The 17,186-nt window shown below is 61.2% G+C and carries 12 protein-coding genes; 4 read left to right on the top strand and 8 right to left on the bottom strand.

Features of this window, described 5'->3' with window-relative positions; all coding sequences use genetic code 11:
• Position 1: 1 nt before the first annotated feature.
• A complete protein-coding gene (gene cobG, locus FHT77_RS19465; RefSeq protein WP_246719942.1) occupies positions 2 to 1,366 on the bottom strand; it encodes a precorrin-3B synthase in 1,365 nt (454 codons plus the stop codon).
• Between the two features lie 61 nt (positions 1,367 to 1,427).
• Entirely contained in the window at positions 1,428 to 2,195 is a 768-nt protein-coding gene (gene cobF / locus FHT77_RS19460) for a precorrin-6A synthase (deacetylating) (RefSeq protein ID WP_183756548.1), read from the bottom strand.
• Between the two features lie 195 nt (positions 2,196 to 2,390).
• Between cobF and repA the strand changes: the two genes are divergently transcribed.
• The 3 genes from repA to FHT77_RS19445 all read left to right on the top strand — a co-directional run bounded on the left by repA (position 2,391) and on the right by FHT77_RS19445 (position 5,844).
• Entirely contained in the window at positions 2,391 to 3,587 is a 1,197-nt protein-coding gene (gene repA, locus FHT77_RS19455) for a plasmid partitioning protein RepA (protein ID WP_183756547.1), read from the top strand.
• Positions 3,584 to 4,564: a plasmid partitioning protein RepB gene (repB, locus tag FHT77_RS19450; protein ID WP_183756546.1), complete on the top strand. Its 981-nt coding sequence runs from the start codon at positions 3,584 to 3,586 to the stop codon at positions 4,562 to 4,564. The genes repA and repB overlap by 4 nt, the downstream gene beginning before the upstream one ends.
• A gap of 146 nt (positions 4,565 to 4,710) precedes the next feature.
• Entirely contained in the window at positions 4,711 to 5,844 is a 1,134-nt protein-coding gene (locus FHT77_RS19445; protein ID WP_183756545.1) for an RHE_PE00001 family protein, read from the top strand.
• Positions 5,845 to 5,977: 133 nt separating this feature from the next.
• On the opposite strand, the gene FHT77_RS19440 is transcribed toward FHT77_RS19445, so the two are convergent.
• The 4 genes from FHT77_RS19440 to FHT77_RS19425 all read right to left on the bottom strand — a co-directional run bounded on the left by FHT77_RS19440 (position 5,978) and on the right by FHT77_RS19425 (position 8,767).
• Positions 5,978 to 6,694 (bottom strand): Bax inhibitor-1/YccA family protein, encoded by a 717-nt coding sequence (locus FHT77_RS19440; RefSeq protein ID WP_183756544.1) that lies wholly within the window; start codon positions 6,692 to 6,694, stop codon positions 5,978 to 5,980.
• A gap of 23 nt (positions 6,695 to 6,717) precedes the next feature.
• Positions 6,718 to 7,485, bottom strand: coding sequence for an anti-sigma factor (locus FHT77_RS19435; protein ID WP_183756543.1), 768 nt, complete (start codon positions 7,483 to 7,485; stop codon positions 6,718 to 6,720).
• The gene (locus FHT77_RS19430) at positions 7,472 to 8,011 is read right to left on the bottom strand and encodes a sigma-70 family RNA polymerase sigma factor (RefSeq protein ID WP_183756542.1); all 540 of its coding nucleotides are present in this window, start codon (positions 8,009 to 8,011) and stop codon (positions 7,472 to 7,474) included. Before FHT77_RS19430 ends, FHT77_RS19435 begins: the two co-directional genes overlap by 14 nt.
• 366 nt (positions 8,012 to 8,377) lie before the next feature.
• Positions 8,378 to 8,767 (bottom strand): hypothetical protein, encoded by a 390-nt coding sequence (locus tag FHT77_RS19425; RefSeq protein WP_183756541.1) that lies wholly within the window; start codon positions 8,765 to 8,767, stop codon positions 8,378 to 8,380.
• A 292-nt stretch (positions 8,768 to 9,059) separates the two neighbouring features.
• Here FHT77_RS19425 and FHT77_RS19420 point away from each other — a divergent pair, with 292 nt between their 5' ends.
• Positions 9,060 to 9,410: a VanZ family protein gene (locus FHT77_RS19420; protein WP_183756540.1), complete on the top strand. Its 351-nt coding sequence runs from the start codon at positions 9,060 to 9,062 to the stop codon at positions 9,408 to 9,410.
• 86 nt (positions 9,411 to 9,496) lie between these two features.
• On the opposite strand, the gene pbpC is transcribed toward FHT77_RS19420, so the two are convergent.
• Together pbpC and FHT77_RS19410 are read right to left on the bottom strand one after the other, a co-directional pair.
• Positions 9,497 to 11,578, bottom strand: coding sequence for a penicillin-binding protein 1C (gene pbpC, locus FHT77_RS19415; RefSeq protein WP_183756539.1), 2,082 nt, complete (start codon positions 11,576 to 11,578; stop codon positions 9,497 to 9,499).
• On the bottom strand, positions 11,575 to 17,043 hold the full coding sequence (locus FHT77_RS19410; protein ID WP_183756538.1) for an alpha-2-macroglobulin family protein: 5,469 nt from the start codon (positions 17,041 to 17,043) through the stop codon (positions 11,575 to 11,577). Before FHT77_RS19410 ends, pbpC begins: the two co-directional genes overlap by 4 nt.
• Positions 17,044 to 17,186 lie beyond the last annotated feature (143 nt).

Below are 17,186 nucleotides of genomic sequence, written 5' to 3'. Positions count from 1 at the left end.
TCTATTCCTGTCGCAACGCCCGGATGACGGCAGCCTTTCCTGCCCTTGAAAGGCAGGACCTAGCCGATTCGCCAGCACGTCTCTCGTTTTTGATGAAGCGAGCGATGTTCTCTATAGCGGATTCGGCGCCGCCGCTAGCGATCTGTGCGTCCGGGGCGTCGAGCGGGGTGCCATCAAGCATCAGGCGATAGCCGTCTTCGGAGCCGACAAGGGTGAGGGCGCGCGAACGAAGGGCGCATCCTTTGGCGCAGCCGGAGAAATGGACGACCATGGAGCCATCGAGGAGATCGGCCGACGTCGCAACGATCGCTTCGGCGAGCGTCCTTGTACTGTAATGGCCGCAGGCGCAGGCGCCGGCACCCGCGCAAGCAGCAATGTGGGAGGAGGGGTCATGGCTGTCGGCAGAAAGACCGTGATCTGCAGCGGAGCCGGCAATCGCCAGGGCTGCGTCAGCCCGAAGGCCGGTGAGGAGCAGGACCCGACCGGGGGCGAGCCTGACCTCGCCGGCACCGATCGCCTCCGCACGGCTAAAGAAGGCAAGCAGCTGATCGGCCCGGATCTGTCCAAAGCGTGGCCTGAGACCGACAGCGAGCGACCCGTCGGCAAGCGGAAAGCAGCCTGTCAGGGATATGTCGGATCTATCCCGGTCGACAAGATGCTGGGCAGGCATCAACGGGAACATCGACTGAAGCGTCAGCCGTGGAATGTCGCGACATCGCCTGTGGCGACCAAGAGAGATCAGCAGGTCAAGAAGATCGGCGACAGCACGCACGCAGGCCTCGGCATCGCCTGTCAGAAGCGGGATCGCGGTCTTGCCATTGCCGTCGATGGCAAGTTGCCAGTTGTCCGGCGAGACTGCCATAATCCTGATATCGGCGAACAGGGGTGAGATCCCGTCGCCACCGCCGCCGTCGAGCAGAACAGAGAGTTTCGGGGCGATTAGGGGTGAGGCGAGCTGCGCAGAAAGCCTTGCCCTCAGCATCGTCTCGACCGGAGCGGGATTTCCGATTTCTTGTGGCGCGAGCCCATGAAGTGGCGACAGCTCGATCGCCGGACCACCGGGGATCAGAAGGCCCGCAGCTTCGGCCTCGTTTGCAAATTGGGTGGCGGTTTCCCCGCGAAGGCCGCGCACCTGCAGGCTGCCGCGTGAGGTGATTTCCAGAAGACCGTTTCCAAGGCGTTCAGCCGCTTCGGCCAGGAGCGAGAACTGCCTCAACGAAAGGGTTCCTGCAACTGGCCTCAAACGAGCGAGCAGACCATCGCCGGTTTGCATCGGCTCGAAAAGCGTGGGGCAGGCGCCGCGCCGGATCCCATGCGGGTGCGCATTCCCGGGGCTTTCTTCCTCCAGCTGTCGGTGCGTCGTCATCATCATATTGCCTCGGCCACGTCCTTACATGATCGGACCGTGGAGCAAAACCGGGATCTGGTCAAAGATCGTCGAAGTCCTGCCCCTTGCGCAACAGATAGATGTCCATGATCCAGCCGTGGCGTGCACGCGCGTCTGCCCTGGACCTGACAATGTCGTCTGCGACATCCGCCAGTCGCCCGGCATGGGTGATTTCGTCGGGGGTTCCGAGGTAGGCGCCCCAGAAGATTTCGGCCTCCGGATCGTCGATCTTCGAGAAGGCAAGCTCGCCGTCGAGCATGACAACCGTGGTGTCCGCCTGGTTTCCGAACTGGGCGAGGCGGCGGCCGGTGGTGATTTCGACTGGCTTGCCGACAAGGTTGAGGGGGATGCGATGGCTGGCCGCGAGCGCCTGCATGCTGGTGATCCCCGGAATGACGGAGACATCGAATTCGACCGTCTGGAGCGAGTAGGCGCGCTCGAGAATGCGGATCGTGCTGTCGTAGAGACTGGGATCGCCCCAGACTAGAAATGCGCCGACAGCGGTTTGTGGCAACGCCGCGATCAGTTTGGTGTAGACCTCGGCGAGGGCTCCGTGCCAGTCGTCAACGCTCTCCAGATAGGTCTGCCCTGTGGTGAGCCGTTGGGGCACGGCAAATTCCACGATGGCGGTGGTGCCATTGGTGAGGTAGCGGCTGCAGATCTCGCGACGGACTGCGGCAAGCCCGTCCTTTGCGGCTCCCTTGGTGGGGATGAAGATCGTATGGGCACGGTTCATGGCGTTGATCGCCTGTACCGTCACATGCTCGGGGTTACCCGTTCCTATGCCGATGATCACGATATGTCGCACGGCGCCTTCCTTTGCTGAACCAGGTCCTTCTGGCCGATTGCCAGGGCAACGGCAAGGGAGGAGGAGAAAAGTTGGCCGCGGCCAACTCGCATGCTGAGGCCTGATCGTATTGTTGCGATTCGCGAATCATGGCATCTTCGATACGCTTTTTAGCGCGATGTTGATAAAAAAGCGCATTGATAGGGATCGGGTGTTTTGGACAACATTAGCGTATCGACAACCGACGTGCGCATCGAGCGGCACGCCAGTCAGCTCTCGCGTCAACTGAAGCTTCTGCGTGAGAAGCTCTTTCCGCCCCTGTCGCAGAAGACCCTGCGCACATTCACCTCGGGTGAGGCGGCACAGATGATCGGTGTTTCCGATGGCTATCTCCGGCAGCTTTCACTCGACGGCAAGGGGCCGCAGCCGGATATCGCCATCAATGGCCGCCGATCCTACACACTGGCGCAAATCAATGAGCTGCGAAATCACATGGCGCGCATCAAGCCGAAGGATGCCCTGTCCTATCTGCCGCAGAGGCGCCCCGGCGAAAAACTGCAGACGCTGGCTGTGACGAACTTCAAGGGTGGCTCGGCCAAGACGACTACGACGCTCTACCTTGCCCAGTATCTGGCGTTGAATGGCTACCGGGTCCTGGCGATCGACCTCGACCCGCAGGCGTCGCTGTCGTCCATGCTTGGCGTGCAGCCGGAATTCGACCTTGCCGATGGCGATACGCTCTACGGAGCCATTCGCTATGACAGCAGCCGCCGTTCACTGAAGGACATTGTGCGGAAAACCTATTTCGACGGCCTGGATCTCGTCCCCGGCAATCTCGAGCTCATGGAGTTCGAGCATGAGACGCCGCGTGCCCTTGGCGACCGCCAGCGATCCGGAGAGCTTTTCTTTCGGCGCGTGGGCGTCGCCATATCGGAGGTCGAGGCTGACTACGACATCGTTGTCATCGATTGCCCTCCGCAGCTCGGCTACCTGACACTTGGCGCCGTCTGTGCCGCGACCTCGCTGCTGATCACGGTGCATCCACAGATGGTCGACGTCGCCTCCATGTCGCAATTCCTGCTGATGACGTCAGACCTGCTGTCGGTGGTTAGAAAGGCTGGCGGCGACCTGCAGCACGACTTCATCAAATACGTCGTCACCCGCCACGAGCCATTCGACGCACCGCAGTCTCAGATCGTCGCACTGCTGCGCAATCTCTTCGGGGAAGACGTGCTGACGGCGACCATCCTGAAGTCAACGGCAATTGCCGATGCCGGGCTGACCAAGCAGTCCCTCTATGAGATCGAGCGCGGCCAGGTACGACGCTCGACCTATGACCGGGCACTGGAATCCGTCAACGCGGCGAATGGCGAAGTGCTGGCAGGAATTCACAAGGCGTGGGGCCGCTCATGAGCAGACGCGATCGACTGAAGGGACTGTTCGACGATACGGCGCAGGAGTTGGCCGCGGCCAACCTGGATGACGACGCTTCCACCCGTGGGCCGGCTGGCCCGGTCCGTTCGATGGCATTGACGCTCGGACGGATGGAGGAGGAAAGCCGGGCAATGCAGGAGGCCCTGCTATCCGGCGAGCGCGTTGTGGAGCTCGAACCCGATGCCATCGACATGTCCTTTGTCCGGGACCGACTGGCCGACATGCCCCGGGACCTCGACGACGAGCTGGTCCGTTCGATCGGGGAAAATGGCCAGGAGGTGCCCATCCTGGTTCGGGTGCATCCTGACGACGACCAGCGCTACCAGGTGGTCTATGGCCACCGTCGACTTCAGGCCGTCCGACTGCTCGGGCGAAAGGTCCAGGCCATCATCCGAAAGCTCGACGATGTCGATGTCGTCATCGCACAAGGGATCGAGAACTCCGCGCGGCGCAACCTCTCCTATGTCGAGCGCGCCGTCTTTGCATTCAATCTCGAGAGCAAGGGGTTCGAGCGACCCGTCATCATGAAGGCCTTGTCGACCGACAAGACGGAACTGTCGAAGCTCATCTCGGTCGCCAAGACCATTCCGATGGACGTCATCGTCGCCATCGGCGCTGCTCCCGCCGCCGGACGCCGCAAATGGCTTGCGCTGGCGCAAGGCTGGACAAGTGCGACAGCCTCGAGGCTGCGGACGTTGCTTGCGTCGGAGCAGTTCACCAGCGAGGGCACGGATCGTCGCTTTGATCTGGTGGTCGCAGAGCTCGCAAGGAAGTTGGAAAAGCAGGATGCGACGGAGTTCGAATGGACACCTCAGGACAGCAAGATCAGGGGGCGCATCCGCAAGACCGGAGATTCCTTCACGATTGCGCTGAAGACCGGCGATGCGGCTGATTTCGGCGACTACCTCTCTGGCCGGCTCGATGAACTCTACGACGCGTTCAAGAGCGCGAAGTAGCTTCAACCGACCAGATCAGTGGTTTATCCACTGCCGTTGCCTTTTCCCCCTGAAAGGCTCTGTTCAAGCGCCGCCAAATCATGTCATCCATGAGTGAAGTTAAGCGTGATTTGAGTTCCGTTGCGAGGAAATAGAAAAAGCTAACAATGCGCTATGAAATCGACAGTCCGCTGCTGATCAGCCTGTTGCCGGCCGTCGTTCAGGCCGAGGACAGTCTGGCGAGGCTGGACGAGCGCGCCGCGCGTGAATCCGTTTCCGACGGTTTTGGTGAACGCCGGCACTTCTTCGATGCCGTTGGGGCTCTCTGGGTGGCGGGGGAGCTCGTTCACGTCGAGGACCTGGTGCTGCACGACGCCCATATGGATTCACGCACGCCGAGCCATGAGCTGACGATCGCGCACGCGGTTCTGCGTTTGCGAAGGCGAGTCTGGTTCGCCGCACCTGACTGGGCCTTGAGTCCAGCCGGTCTCGCCGTCCTTGCCGGTGGCGTGGAAGGGGAGGGTGGGGGTGAAGCGCTAAAGTTCGACGAGCCGGTCTCAGGCGAGGCGGAGGCGGACGACGAGGACGACGCGCTTTCCGCCGAGCTGGCAGAGATCGATGCCATCCTGGAGCGCTCACAAAGGCTGCTGGACAGCCATAGGAACACCGCTGCACCGGCGCAAGCCGAACCGCGTGATGAGGCCCGCGAAAAGCGAATTGATGATCCGCTCGGCCTGTTCGACGACGAGGAATGGGATGAAGCGGCGCGGCTGCGCGCCTGGCGCAAGACTGTTGCCATTGCCGACGCGCTGCCCGTCACATTGGGTGCAGCCGTGATTTTCGAGGCCTGGGAGCGGATCGAGCCGCTGCGTCGCCAGCACTGGCTTGGCGGCCTGCTTGTCTCGAGCTACCTGCGCTCCCGCGGCAAGGTTACCTCGCATCTCTTTGCCTTCTATGCCGGCCTGAAGATGATACGGCACGAAAGACGAAGGTCGCGTGATCGGCTGACCAGGCTGCAGGCATTTCTGGAAGCGATGGTGGAAAGCGCTACCGCCGGCCTGAAGGAAATGGATCGTCTGGTTCTGGCGCGCACACAGATGGAAGTCCGCTTCAGGGACCGCCGTTCGAACAGCAGCCTGCCGCAGCTTGCCGATTTTGTCCTGTCACGACCAATGGTGTCGTCGGCAATGGTGGCGCGCGAGTTGCGGGTGACCAGCCGCGGGGCCCTCAATCTTCTGAACGACATCGGGATCCGCGAAATCACCGGGCGAGGGCGCTATCGCGCCTGGGGCATCATCTGATCAAAAGACAAAAAAACGGCCAGGTTTGAAGCCCGGCCGTTTTTCCAGGTGAGCACCCGGTCCGCGCATCCTGTCACAGAAGTGCGAACCGGGCGCAGAAGCGCTTCCATTGCCCCCAGAAGCGCTTGTCCCTTTATTCCCGCTCGCCCGTGAAATTGAGGAGGAGCTGGAAGATGTTGACGAAGTTCAGGTAGAGCGAGAGCGCGCCGAAGACGGCAAGCTTCTGGTTCGATTCCTGATCGTAGTTTTCGGAGTACTGTTCCTTGATGTTCTGCGTGTCGTAAGCCGTCAGGCCGACGAAGACGAGGATGCCGATGACGGAGATCGCGAACTGGAGGGCGCTCGAGCCGAGGAAGATGTTCACGATGCTCGCGATGATCACGCCGATCAGGCCCATCATCAGGAACGAGCCAAAGCGGGACAGATCCTTCTTGGTTGCGTATCCATAGAGGCTCGTCGCACCAAACATGGTTGCAGCGATGAAGAATGTCCGTGCGATGCTGGTGCCGGTGAATACCAGGAAGACCGATGCGAGCGACAGGCCCATGACTGCACAGAACGCCCAGAAGGTCATCTGTGCGGCGCTCGCCGACATCGTCTGGATCTTGAAGGAGAAGAAGAAGACAAATGCGAGCGGCGCAAGCATCACGACCCACTTCAGCGGGGACTGGAAGATCGGCACGTAGAGCGCCGGCGTGCTACCAACGACGAGTGCGACGATACCTGTGATGACGAGGCCAAGGCCCATGTAGTTGTAGACGCGCAGCATATGCTGGCGCAGTCCCTCATCGAACAGCGCCTGCGAGCCAGCGGCCGAGCCGTAGCCAAAACGCGGATTGGTCGGGTTCATACTGATCTCCTCGGTTGAACTAGCTAGTAGAGGGTGCGGGCGAGCTTGTCGGCTGCCGCATCCAGATTGATGTCACGGTCGCCGGCAACGAGCGCATAGGCGACGTCGCCGATCTGCCAGTAGGCGGCTTCCGCGCGATGAAGTGCGACATGGTGGACAGGCTGTACGGCAAATCCACCGGGCCGAACGGCAAACAGCGAGAGCGGTTTGCCTTGGGCAGTCTTGATGGCCATCTCGACGCTCGGCCCGAACTCGGACGGGAATATCTGCACGTCGGCGATCGCCCAATCATCAGGCAGTTGCGGCATGACGATCGCCGTTGCGGCGCGAATGTCCTCCGGCCTGTAGCTTGCCACCGTCTGTGACGGGACGGACTGGCGAAGCAGGGCGGTCTGATAGGCGCGCACCGCATCCTCGACATAGGCGGGCGCGGGAACCGAGGCGGCGACCTCGGTTGCGGTGAAGGCACCGAAGGAGGTGTGGGCGATCCACCCGGCCGCCACCAGGATACCAACGGCTGCGATCCGCTGCACCGAGTGCAGGATCCGGCCATAGGCAAGTTCACGCTCCAGGCGTCTCGCCGCGTCGCGCGTCTCCGGACGGCCAAAGGCGCTTCCGCTGGCAAGTGCCAGGCGCAATTCCCCGCGCATGCTGAGATCTGCCATGACCTTTGCCGCGATGGCGGGGTTTTCGGAGAGGAACGTCTCGACCTGGATGCGTCTTGCCACATCGAGTTGTCCGTCGACATAGGCGTCGAGATCAGCGTCGATGATAGGATCAATTGCCTTCATTGCCGTTCCCTCCGATCAGTCTCAAATGGGGCGCACGGGGTGTCTTTTCCTCGAATTCCCGCAGCTGGGCACGGGCGCGCGAAATACGCGACATCAACGTGCCGATCGGAATTCCGAGGGCAGCGGCCGCTTCCTGGTAGGACAGGTCCTCGATGGCCACCAGGTGAAGGGCCTCGCGCTGTTCCTCCTGAAGCTTGAAGAAGGCGTCTCGCACTTGCTGCAGGCGCACGGCGTGTTCCTGGCCGGCTTCTATCGACTGGTCCGCTTCAACCGCTGCCTCGTCGTGCCTGCGGGCAAGCGAGCGGTTCTGGCGCACCCGGTCGATATGGGCGTTATGCATGATCGAAAGCAGCCAGGTGCGGAGATTGCCGCCGCGACGGAAGCTCTGCTTTTTTTCATAGGCCCGCACCAGTGCGTCATGAACAAGATCTTCGGCGTCATCCGAATTGCGCACGAGCGAGCGCGCGTAGCGGCGAAGCGCTGCGAGCTGGCCAATGACATCGAATGAGCGTTCTTTCCGTTCCATGATTGAGTATACGGATGCCCGCGCCGATTTATTCCCGCAGCCAGAAAAAAAAGAAGGCTTCGCTCATGGAGCGCGCGAAAGGGGGCGACAGGGGTAAGGTCGAGGTTTGCCCAGACAGGTTTTATAGACCTTTCAGCCATTGGAAGGTCAAGGGGCATGTCGAGCAAAAATCACAGCAGGAACGCTTCAGAAAAAATAAGTGGCCCGCCGGAGGCAGGCCACAGTCCGTCGTCAAAACAATTTAGCAGGTACTGAAATGATACCCGAAACAAATATCCCTCTTGCCAGAGTATAAAAGCACGACCAGGCGTTGATTGCACGTCAGGCAAAAGCGGTAGCATGCCTCACCTTTGCGCGTGAAAAAGTTCAGTTCGACCGCTGTCGTCCGTCGTCCTCAAGGCCGCCTTTTGCCTGGCGGAGAAGAAGCTTTCCCAGGGCCTTGGCAGACTCGCGGGGAAGGGCATAGTGCAACCAGCCATAGCGGGGATCGCGAATGTGGAGGAGCGATTCTTCCAGCAAGGCGTCGGGCTCCGAATACCACCGTGGATCGAGGACGGCGTCGACCATTTGACCTGCCTGCCAATCCTCGGAATGGGGCGTCGCCATCTTCGCCCTGACCTGGCCGGCACCCTCGATGAGTTCCGAAACAGCTGCCGCGTCGAGAACGAGTGCGACCGGTGGATCCGTCGGAAAGCTGATCGTCAATGTCGAGAGCTCTTCATCAAGCTCCCACAGCGGTTCGTCGTTTTCGTTCATGCTCACCTCTTTGGGGGCCGTGTGCCGGTCATGACGCAGGTGGGAAACAGAACGCAAACAAGGGGACCCAGACGATTCCAACAATCAACCGATTAAGGTCGGTCTAATATAGCCAGAACACTTTTTCGTGACACGTACCTCCTTCGGCTTACCGCGGCGACAGCGCGGCCAAGGTATTGAATAAAAATAGAAAATCAGACGGAGCGGTGAAATATCGGTCATTCTCGCCCAAAAATGGTTTCAGCAATTCGACTGACTGGAGGCCGCAGGTCCTGTCGGTTATCGTGCGCCGATGGATCGACTGATAAAGACAGCAGCGTGGCTGTGGCTTGGCGCTATTGTGTTCGTGACCGTTTCACCGATCGGGATGAGACCGCATGACGTGATGCCGGTCAATTATGATCGGGCCCTTGCCTTCACGCTGATGGCCGGGCTTTTCGTCATGGCTTATCCTCGCCAATTTCTAACCTGCGCGATCCTCGTGATAGCAGGGGCAGCGGCAATGGAACTGCTGCAATATTTGTCCGCCAGCCGTCATGCCAGGCTCGACGATGCTGCCGTGAAGGCTCTCGGTGCAACGATCGGTGTCGCTTTTGGCTATGCAGCCAACCGTCTACGCCGACTTCACCCGTTCAGTCGCTAGTTGGAGGTGTCACGTCCAGAGCAGGGGATTTCATCCTGCCTCCGACACCGAAATCTGGCCCCTGGTTGATCCAGGGGCGACCCTTCTCACTCGATATAGACGCCGACACTTGCTGCCCGACCCATGGAGTCGATCACGGTGAGTTTTGAATAGCCGGCACCGTCCGGGATCCACTGGTTGGTCCGCCGCTTCGACACATCCGGCAGCGGCTTGCCATTGGCTAACCACCGGAAGGGTGCCCGCCCGCCCTGCAGCTTCAGCATCAGCGGCGAGCCATCTCCGCGCCGTGCCCCAAGATCAACGTGCGCCCCCTCGGGCGGATACACGATCTGCGGTGCCTGCTCGCGGCCCGATATCGCAAGGAGGCCACCCGGATTGATGGCAAAGCGCCGTTGGCTGATCGGCAGGTCGGCCTGGGCAATGCGAACCGCTCCCGAGGGCGGGCGGGGAAGGGGCGTCGTCGCAATTCCTGATTTTGCAAAGGCTTCAAACAGGATGGGGGCAGCAGTTCCGTAGCCCGTCAAGCCCGGCACGGCACCATTGTCGGGTCGACCGACCCAGACGCCGAGCACGTAACGGCCATCATATCCGACGGACCAGGCATCACGATAGCCGTAGCTGGTGCCCGTCTTGTACGCGATGCCGCGTTTGTGAGCGCCAGCCGGCGGAATGACGCCCGAGAGGACGTCGGCGACATTCCAGGTGGCCACCGGATCCAGCATGCCCTCGCCATCGATCTTGCCCGGCTGGTCGTTGACGCCATCGCCGATGCGGACTGGCTGGCCGCGGTTTGCGAGGGCGGTGTAAAGCTGCACCAGATCCTTCAGCGTGATGCCGAGGCCCCCGAGCCCGATTGCGAGGCCAGGTGTTTCGTTCGGTGGCAACAGTGGCCGCACCTCGGCACGGCGAAAGCGGATCAGCAGCTTGGCCGGATTGATGGAATCGAGCAACTTGACCGTCGGAACGTTCAGCGACAATTGCAGCGCTTCGCGCACCGTGACATCGCCCTGATAGCTCATGTCGAAATTGCGCGGCCGGTAGCCGAAAAAATCGGCGGGGCGATCCTCGATGATCGTCTCCTGGCTGACAAGACCTTCCTCGAAGGCGAGGCCGTAGATGAATGGCTTCAGGGTGGAGCCCGGCGAACGGCTGAAGCGCGTCATGTCGATCCAGCCAGACCGACTGGCGTCGAAATAGTCGGCCGAGCCAACCTCACCGACGATGTCGCCGGTCTGCGCATCGGCCATGACCATGGCAATCGACAGTTTCGGGCCGAGTCTCGGGGCGGAGGCGCGGGCGACGGCTTCCAATCCGGCCTGCACCTGTTTCTTCAGGGTTGTCTGGTATCGCAGCGCCATTGGATCCGTGCGTCGTGCTGCTTCGCCAACATGGGCCGCAAGCGCCGGGAGCTGCATGCGTCCCGATGGCACGGGGACGACGTCCGCACGCGCCGTCTCACCTTCGCCGACAACGTCGGCAACGGCGACGCGCTCCAGCACCCGTTTGCGAGCCGTTTCGGCTGCCACCAGATTGCGGTCCGGCCGGCGCCTTTCCGGCAGCTGTGGCAGCGCGACAAGGAGAGCGGCCTGCGCAACAGTCAGCCGTCGCGGCTCCTTGCCAAAGTAAGCAAGGCTTGCGGCGCGCACTCCCTCGAGATTCCCGCCATAAGGCGCATGCGTCAGATAGAGATTGAGGATCTGTTCCTTGGAAAGCCGCCGCTCAATCTGGATGGCGCGCGCCATTTGCAGGAGTTTCGCCGACAGCGAGCGGCCCTGCCGCGGCTCGATGAGCCGGGCGACCTGCATTGACAGCGTCGATGCACCTGAGACGATGCGGCCATGGGTGACGAGTTGGAGAGCGGCACGTCCGATGGCCTGCAGGTCGATGCCCGCATGGGTGTAGAACCGCCGGTCCTCATAGGCGACCAGCATCTTGAGAAACCGCGGATCGACGTCGGCCACGGTCGTCTTCAGACGCCAGAGGCCCCCGGGAATTGCGAAGGCGCGCAGCAGCTGACCGTCCTGGTCGAGCACTTCGGCCGAGACCATGTCCGCCGTCGTGAGAGGCGGCGGATAGGTCCGGTCGGCGGCATCGAGCAAAACCAGTCCGGCACCGGCAAGGACGATGCCGGCAGCGCTTCCGATCGCAAGCTTTCTTCCAAGCCTCATTTCGACGCTGCGGTGACCTCCATCTTGCCGGTTGCTGTACGCGCAGACAGCTGCGGCCGATACATGTCCTCGACCACGGCCGCCGGATGATCGTAGGTGCCGGGGGTCACGGCACGCACGACATAGGCGACATTGATCTCACGATTGTCGTCCGCCGACCGATTGAATGCGGCCACGAAGCGGTCATTGCGGAATTCGGTATGGGCAGCCGTCACCTCGCCGATCCAGTCGAAGTTCGTCAGTTGGGCGCTGTCGACCAGGCTCGGATTGTCGATCTGGAAGCCGGCAGGCAGCAGGTCCGTCACGACGATCCGCGACGGCCAGTTGTTGCTTTCCGTGATGTGCAGGACAACGACATAGCGTTCGTTCTGCGTGGCCCCGGTGACATTCGCCTCCTCGCCATCCATCGTGTAGTAGTTACGTTCGATGGCAAAGCCATCACCACCCGCGGGCGGCGGCACGACGGGGGCTGCAACCGTCGTCACGACAGCCGATAGGGGTTCGCCGGTTTGGTTGATGAGCGCAAGGCTGTTGCCGAGCAAGGCGTCGCCTGTCATCTTTGCCATGTAGGCGCCATTGTGCAACGCGCCGTTGACATCGATCTTGATCGAATCATCACCGCCCTGGATGGCCCGCGCGGCAAGCAGCATCCAGGCTTGTTCCTGCGTGCTTGTGTACTTGCTGCGGTTCCATTCCTTGGCGACTGCTTTCGCCAGTTCCGGAACCACGGGTGGAACAGGACGGCTCTCGGCGGCAAGCGCCAGGATTGCAGCCCCATCCCGCAGGATCGAGCCGTAATCCGTCCTCGAAAGGTTGACGCGCGTTACCATCGACTGCTCAGACATCTGCAGGGCGTCGACGAAGATGTTTTTCGAACGGATCGCATCGCCGTAGAGGGCCAGTGCCGCAGCAATATGAGCCTTGGCTAGTGGCGTCGGGAAGTCGTTGATGGCAGTGTCGGCATAGTAGCGCAGGTCGCTGATCGCGGCTTTCTTGTTGCGGGCAAGAACATAGAGCGCATAGGCGATCTGGTCGCCCTGATCCTTGACATTGACGTCGTAGCTCAGCGCGTTCTGAAGGTTCTCAAGTGCCTGTGCGAAAGCACGCTCGGGGACATCATATCTCTGCTCGCGTGCGCGGGTCAGGAAGTCGGTGACATAGGAATCGAGCCAGAGGTCGCCGCTATCCGGTCCCCACAAGCCAAAACTTCCCGCCGAAGCCTGATAGGAAAGCACGCGGTAGATCGCATCCTGTACCCGTTTCTTGACATCCGCATCATCGTCCAGGCCAGCCTGTCCTGCCAGCTCGCTCAGATATAGGAGTGGCAAGGCCCGGCTGGTCGTCTGCTCGGCGCAACCGAACGGATAGCGGTCGAGGGACATCAGCAAAGCCGGAATGTCGAAGGCGGCAGAACGTGTGACGCTGACGCTGACGGAGGCGCCCGGCAATACGCTGTCTGCCAGCAATGCCTTGTCGACGGTCAGCTTGGTGGCGGGATTGAGCGCGAGCACACGGCGTTCGGTGATCGGCAGGACGGCCGGTCGGACAGGGACGTCGACCGTCTGATCCAGCGGCAGCCCGGCCATGTCAACAAGATTGATCGAAACGCTGCCATTGCCCGGCTGCTTGCCGACGACAGCCAGCGTGACGGCTGATTTGGCTCCCGCCTCCAGATGGATCGTCTGGGCGGGCTGATTGACCCCCACAGCCTCATTACCGGCAACAGTCAGCTTGAAATCGCCTGCTGGCGCATCCGTATTGGCAATATCGAGCCGAAGTTCGGACGTATCTCCAGGCGCCAGGAAGCGCGGGAGGCTCGCCGTCACCACGACCGGATCGCGGATGACGACGTCCTTCGTTGCGTGGCCAACGCCGGCTTTCGACCAGGCGACCGCCATGACGCGGGCCGTGCCGTTGAACTGCGGAATTTCGAAGTTGACGGTTGCCTTGCCATCGGCATCGAGTTTCACGGGGCCGGAGAAGAAGGCGACAAGCTTTTGCGTCGGCGGGCTTCCCTGAAGTGCCACGGCACCTCCGTCCCCGCCTGTCCTCAGCTTGCCGGTAGCGCCGAGCGAACCGTCGATCAGCCGTCCGTAGAGATCACGGATCTCAAGCCCAAGCTGCCGCTGGCCAAAATACCAGTCTTCTGGGTTGGGCGGTTCGTAGCGGGTCAGATTGAGAATACCGACATCGACCGCGGCAACGGTCACATAAGTGTCCTCGCTGGCCTTGGCACCGGCAACGGCAAGGGTGATTGGCAAGGACGAGCGCGGCAGCATCTTTTCAGGCGCATTGATCGCGACCTGAAGCGCACGCTCCGCCGGATCAACCTTTAGCCATTTCACGCCGATCGAGCGCATCGGCATGTGGCTTTCCTGCGCATCACCCGGGCGAAAAAGCGTGGCGGTCACGTAGGCACCGGCACCCCAGTCGGAGGTGATGGGGATATCGACTTCGCCGCCCTTCTCGCCGATTGAAGCGTTCTGCACGGCCACGAGATTTTCCGTTCCTGCGGCGATCATCAATTCGCCGGCGTAGCGCGACGAGACCTTCAGCTTGGCCGTCTCACCAATCTTGTAGCTGTCCTTGTCGAGTGCGATCTCAAGGCCGTCGGGCGTTTCCGTCGATGTCGCCTGGACGAACCAGCCTGCGTCGAATTCCACGCTCGTCACAGGGCCATCGGTCTCGGTGCTTTCGACCTCAAGGCGGTAGCGCCCCCAGGCGACTGCAGACGATATTTTCGCACCATCAAGAGACGCATCGACATTGCCGTTGGAAACCTGCTCGGCAGTATAGATCGGCTCGTACTTCCAGGCTGTACCGTCGCGGTACCATTGATAGTCCCGGTTCAGCCTATAGAGCTTCCAGCGCAGCCCACTCATCGCCTGCTTCTGACCATCCGCATCGAGGCCGATAACCGTGAAGTTCGCGATCGAATTTTCGCCAAGGTCGCCCGAGAATTCCGGCTTGATGCCGATCATTGGGCCCTGGTTCTTGACGGGAAGAACAAGCGACCGCTCGATGGCGCGACCACCGGCTTCCTGCATCCTGATGTAGACGGTGGCGCTCAGAAGTTGCGTCGTCCCCGGCAGATCGCCGACAGTCAACTCGGTGATGGCTTCGCCGTTGTCGTCGAGGTCGGGCAGACCTTCTATGGTCTGGCGTGTGTCTTCGGCTGCTTCCTCGTCGGCGAGGCCAAAGAAGTAGCCGGGGAAGGCCTTCGCCTGGCGGGTCGGCTTGATCACGACATCGCCTTCGAGCGACAGACCCGCCGCTGGCGCGCCGTAGAGATACTTGCCGCTGATGTTGATTGTCGCGGAGGTCTCCGGACCGATTATTTTTGCATCGGTCCTGATCTCCATGTCGGTGCGATCGGGCACGAAATCATCGACAAGGAAGGTTCTTGTCGCGATCGGCGAGCCCTTTGGGTCGGTATGAATGTTCATCGTCCAGGTACCGCGCATGGCGCTTTCCTGAACGGGCAGGTCAATGGCATAGCCGCCGACGTTGCTGGTCTGGCTGACGATCCGGCGGTCCTCGACACCATCGGGGCGCAGGAAGATGAAGGTCAGTGGCAGATTCTCGATCGCCTTGCCATCGGTATCGCGGGCAAGAGCAGCGGCATGGACCGTCTCGCCGGCGCGGTAGATGCCGCGCTCGGTCCAACTCAAGACGTCGATTGCGCCAGGAGACGCGCGCCCTGTGACGCCCCGATCGGAGAGGTCAAATCCCGCTCGGGTCATGTCGAGGAAGACGTAATCTGCATCATTTTTTCTGGCGGTGATAACAGCAGGCGTCAGGGCAGCTGTCGCACGCATCAGACCCGCGGTGAACTTTGCGCGGCCGTTCTCGTCCGTGGTCGCGGTGCCGAGCACCTCATTGTTCTTCGCCAGAAGCTGCAGCTGGACCCCAGCGATCGGTTTTGCCGAGGCCAGCGAGCGGGTGAAAACATTGAGGCCATCCGTACCTGCATAAGTCGTGATGCCGATATCGGAAACGACAAACCATTGCGTCGCCTGGGCATTCCAGTCCTGGTTCGGGGCATTTGGCGCCGTTGCCGTCAGAACATAGACGCCCGGTTTGCGCTCTGGCAGCGCCTCGTCCACCGGGAAGCTGGTGACGACATCCTTGTTGAGATCATTGGCGACGTCGATCGAGCCTTGCCAGACCAGTTCGCCGCTTTCGTCCTCGATCCGCTGCGCGCTATAGCCATCGAGCTGTGTCAGGAACTGCGAGCTCGTCAAAAGCGGCGCGATACCGCGATCGCCAATGCGATAGAGCTTGAGATTGGCGGAAGCCATGTTGACCGAAACGATCGGGATCCCGCGACGAACGGTCGAAGGCAGGACGAAACTGTCCCCCGTGAAGCGCACGCTTGCCGTGCGATCCTTGACATAGATATCGAGGCTGACCGGCGCCTCCAGGACCTCGTCCACGGAAGACGGAAGGCCAGTACGAAAGGCGATCTTGTAGTTCTCTCCGTGTGCCAGCCCCTCGATGCAGATCTGCTTGTCATTGGTCTCGAGAGCCTTGGGCGCGGCGCCGTTCAAGGTCACGAAGGCGGTGTAGTCGATCGTCTTGACCAGCGTTTCGGAGAATGTCGCACAGGCGCGAGGGTTTGCACCGTCGGCATCGACAGTGTGCTCGGTCATGCGAAACCCTTGAGCCGCCTTCAGCTGCAGGAACGCCGCCTGGACATCCTTCGAGCCGACCAGTGCCAGGCTCGCCTTGTAGGCGTTGAGTGCGGCGCGATAATTTGCGTTCTTGTCGAGGGCGGCGGCAAGGACGGCCAGCGCCTCCGCACGGCTCGTCGTCGTCCGCGTCAGCTCATAGCCGTTGACGGCGGCAAGGACGGCCTGTCCGTAGAGGTCGCTGCCATTGTTGTCGTCGGTCTTGACGAAGCTGTCAGCCGCGCGGGCCGTCTCCAGCCACAGGGCGGCATCATCAGCGGAGAGAGCGAGCGCACTTCGAAAGGATTTCACGGCGTCGATGGCGTTGCCTGATGTCAGGTCGAGGCGACCATTGGCGATCAGGCTGTCGGCACTCTGGCTCTGCTGATCGTCAGCCACTTCAAGATTGGACTTGTCGTCGCGGGCCTGCTGGATAACGTCGCCGGACAGGAAGGTGAGGCGGGGAGCGGCACCAATATCCGGTTCCTTCTTAGCGGCCGAAGTCTCGACGATCTTGCCAGCGATGGCGCCGGGGAAGGGGTTCATCGTCTTGAAGTCGGATTTCAGGAAGCACCATTTCACCTTCGGATTGTAGGTGAAGGCTTTGCAGGACTTGTCGCCTATGCAGGACGACTTGCACTGATCCAGGGTGAGGTTCTGTTCCGTGCGCAGGTCGAAGCCGAAGTAATCGGCATCCTGTATCGTCTGTATGGTACGTGTGGTCTCGGCAGCTGCTGCCGGTGAGCTGACCGAGATAAGGGTCGCGGCGACGGCAAAAAACGCGCGTACAAACATAGGTCCCCCAAGATGCTGGCGCTGATCAGGCCTGCACTCTCGGCACTCTCTATCCAGTTGTCAACACTGGCAAAACGCTGTCTGAGAGACACCCCACGGACCGCGAGCATGCATAGCCGGAATTCGTCAATTCCGACCGGTTT

The sequence above is a fragment of the Rhizobium sp. BK181 genome, from assembly GCF_014193305.1.
GTDB lineage: Bacteria > Pseudomonadota > Alphaproteobacteria > Rhizobiales > Rhizobiaceae > Rhizobium.
The sequence above is the reverse complement of the archived record's forward strand: the minus strand, read 5'-3'. Positions and strand labels throughout refer to the sequence as shown.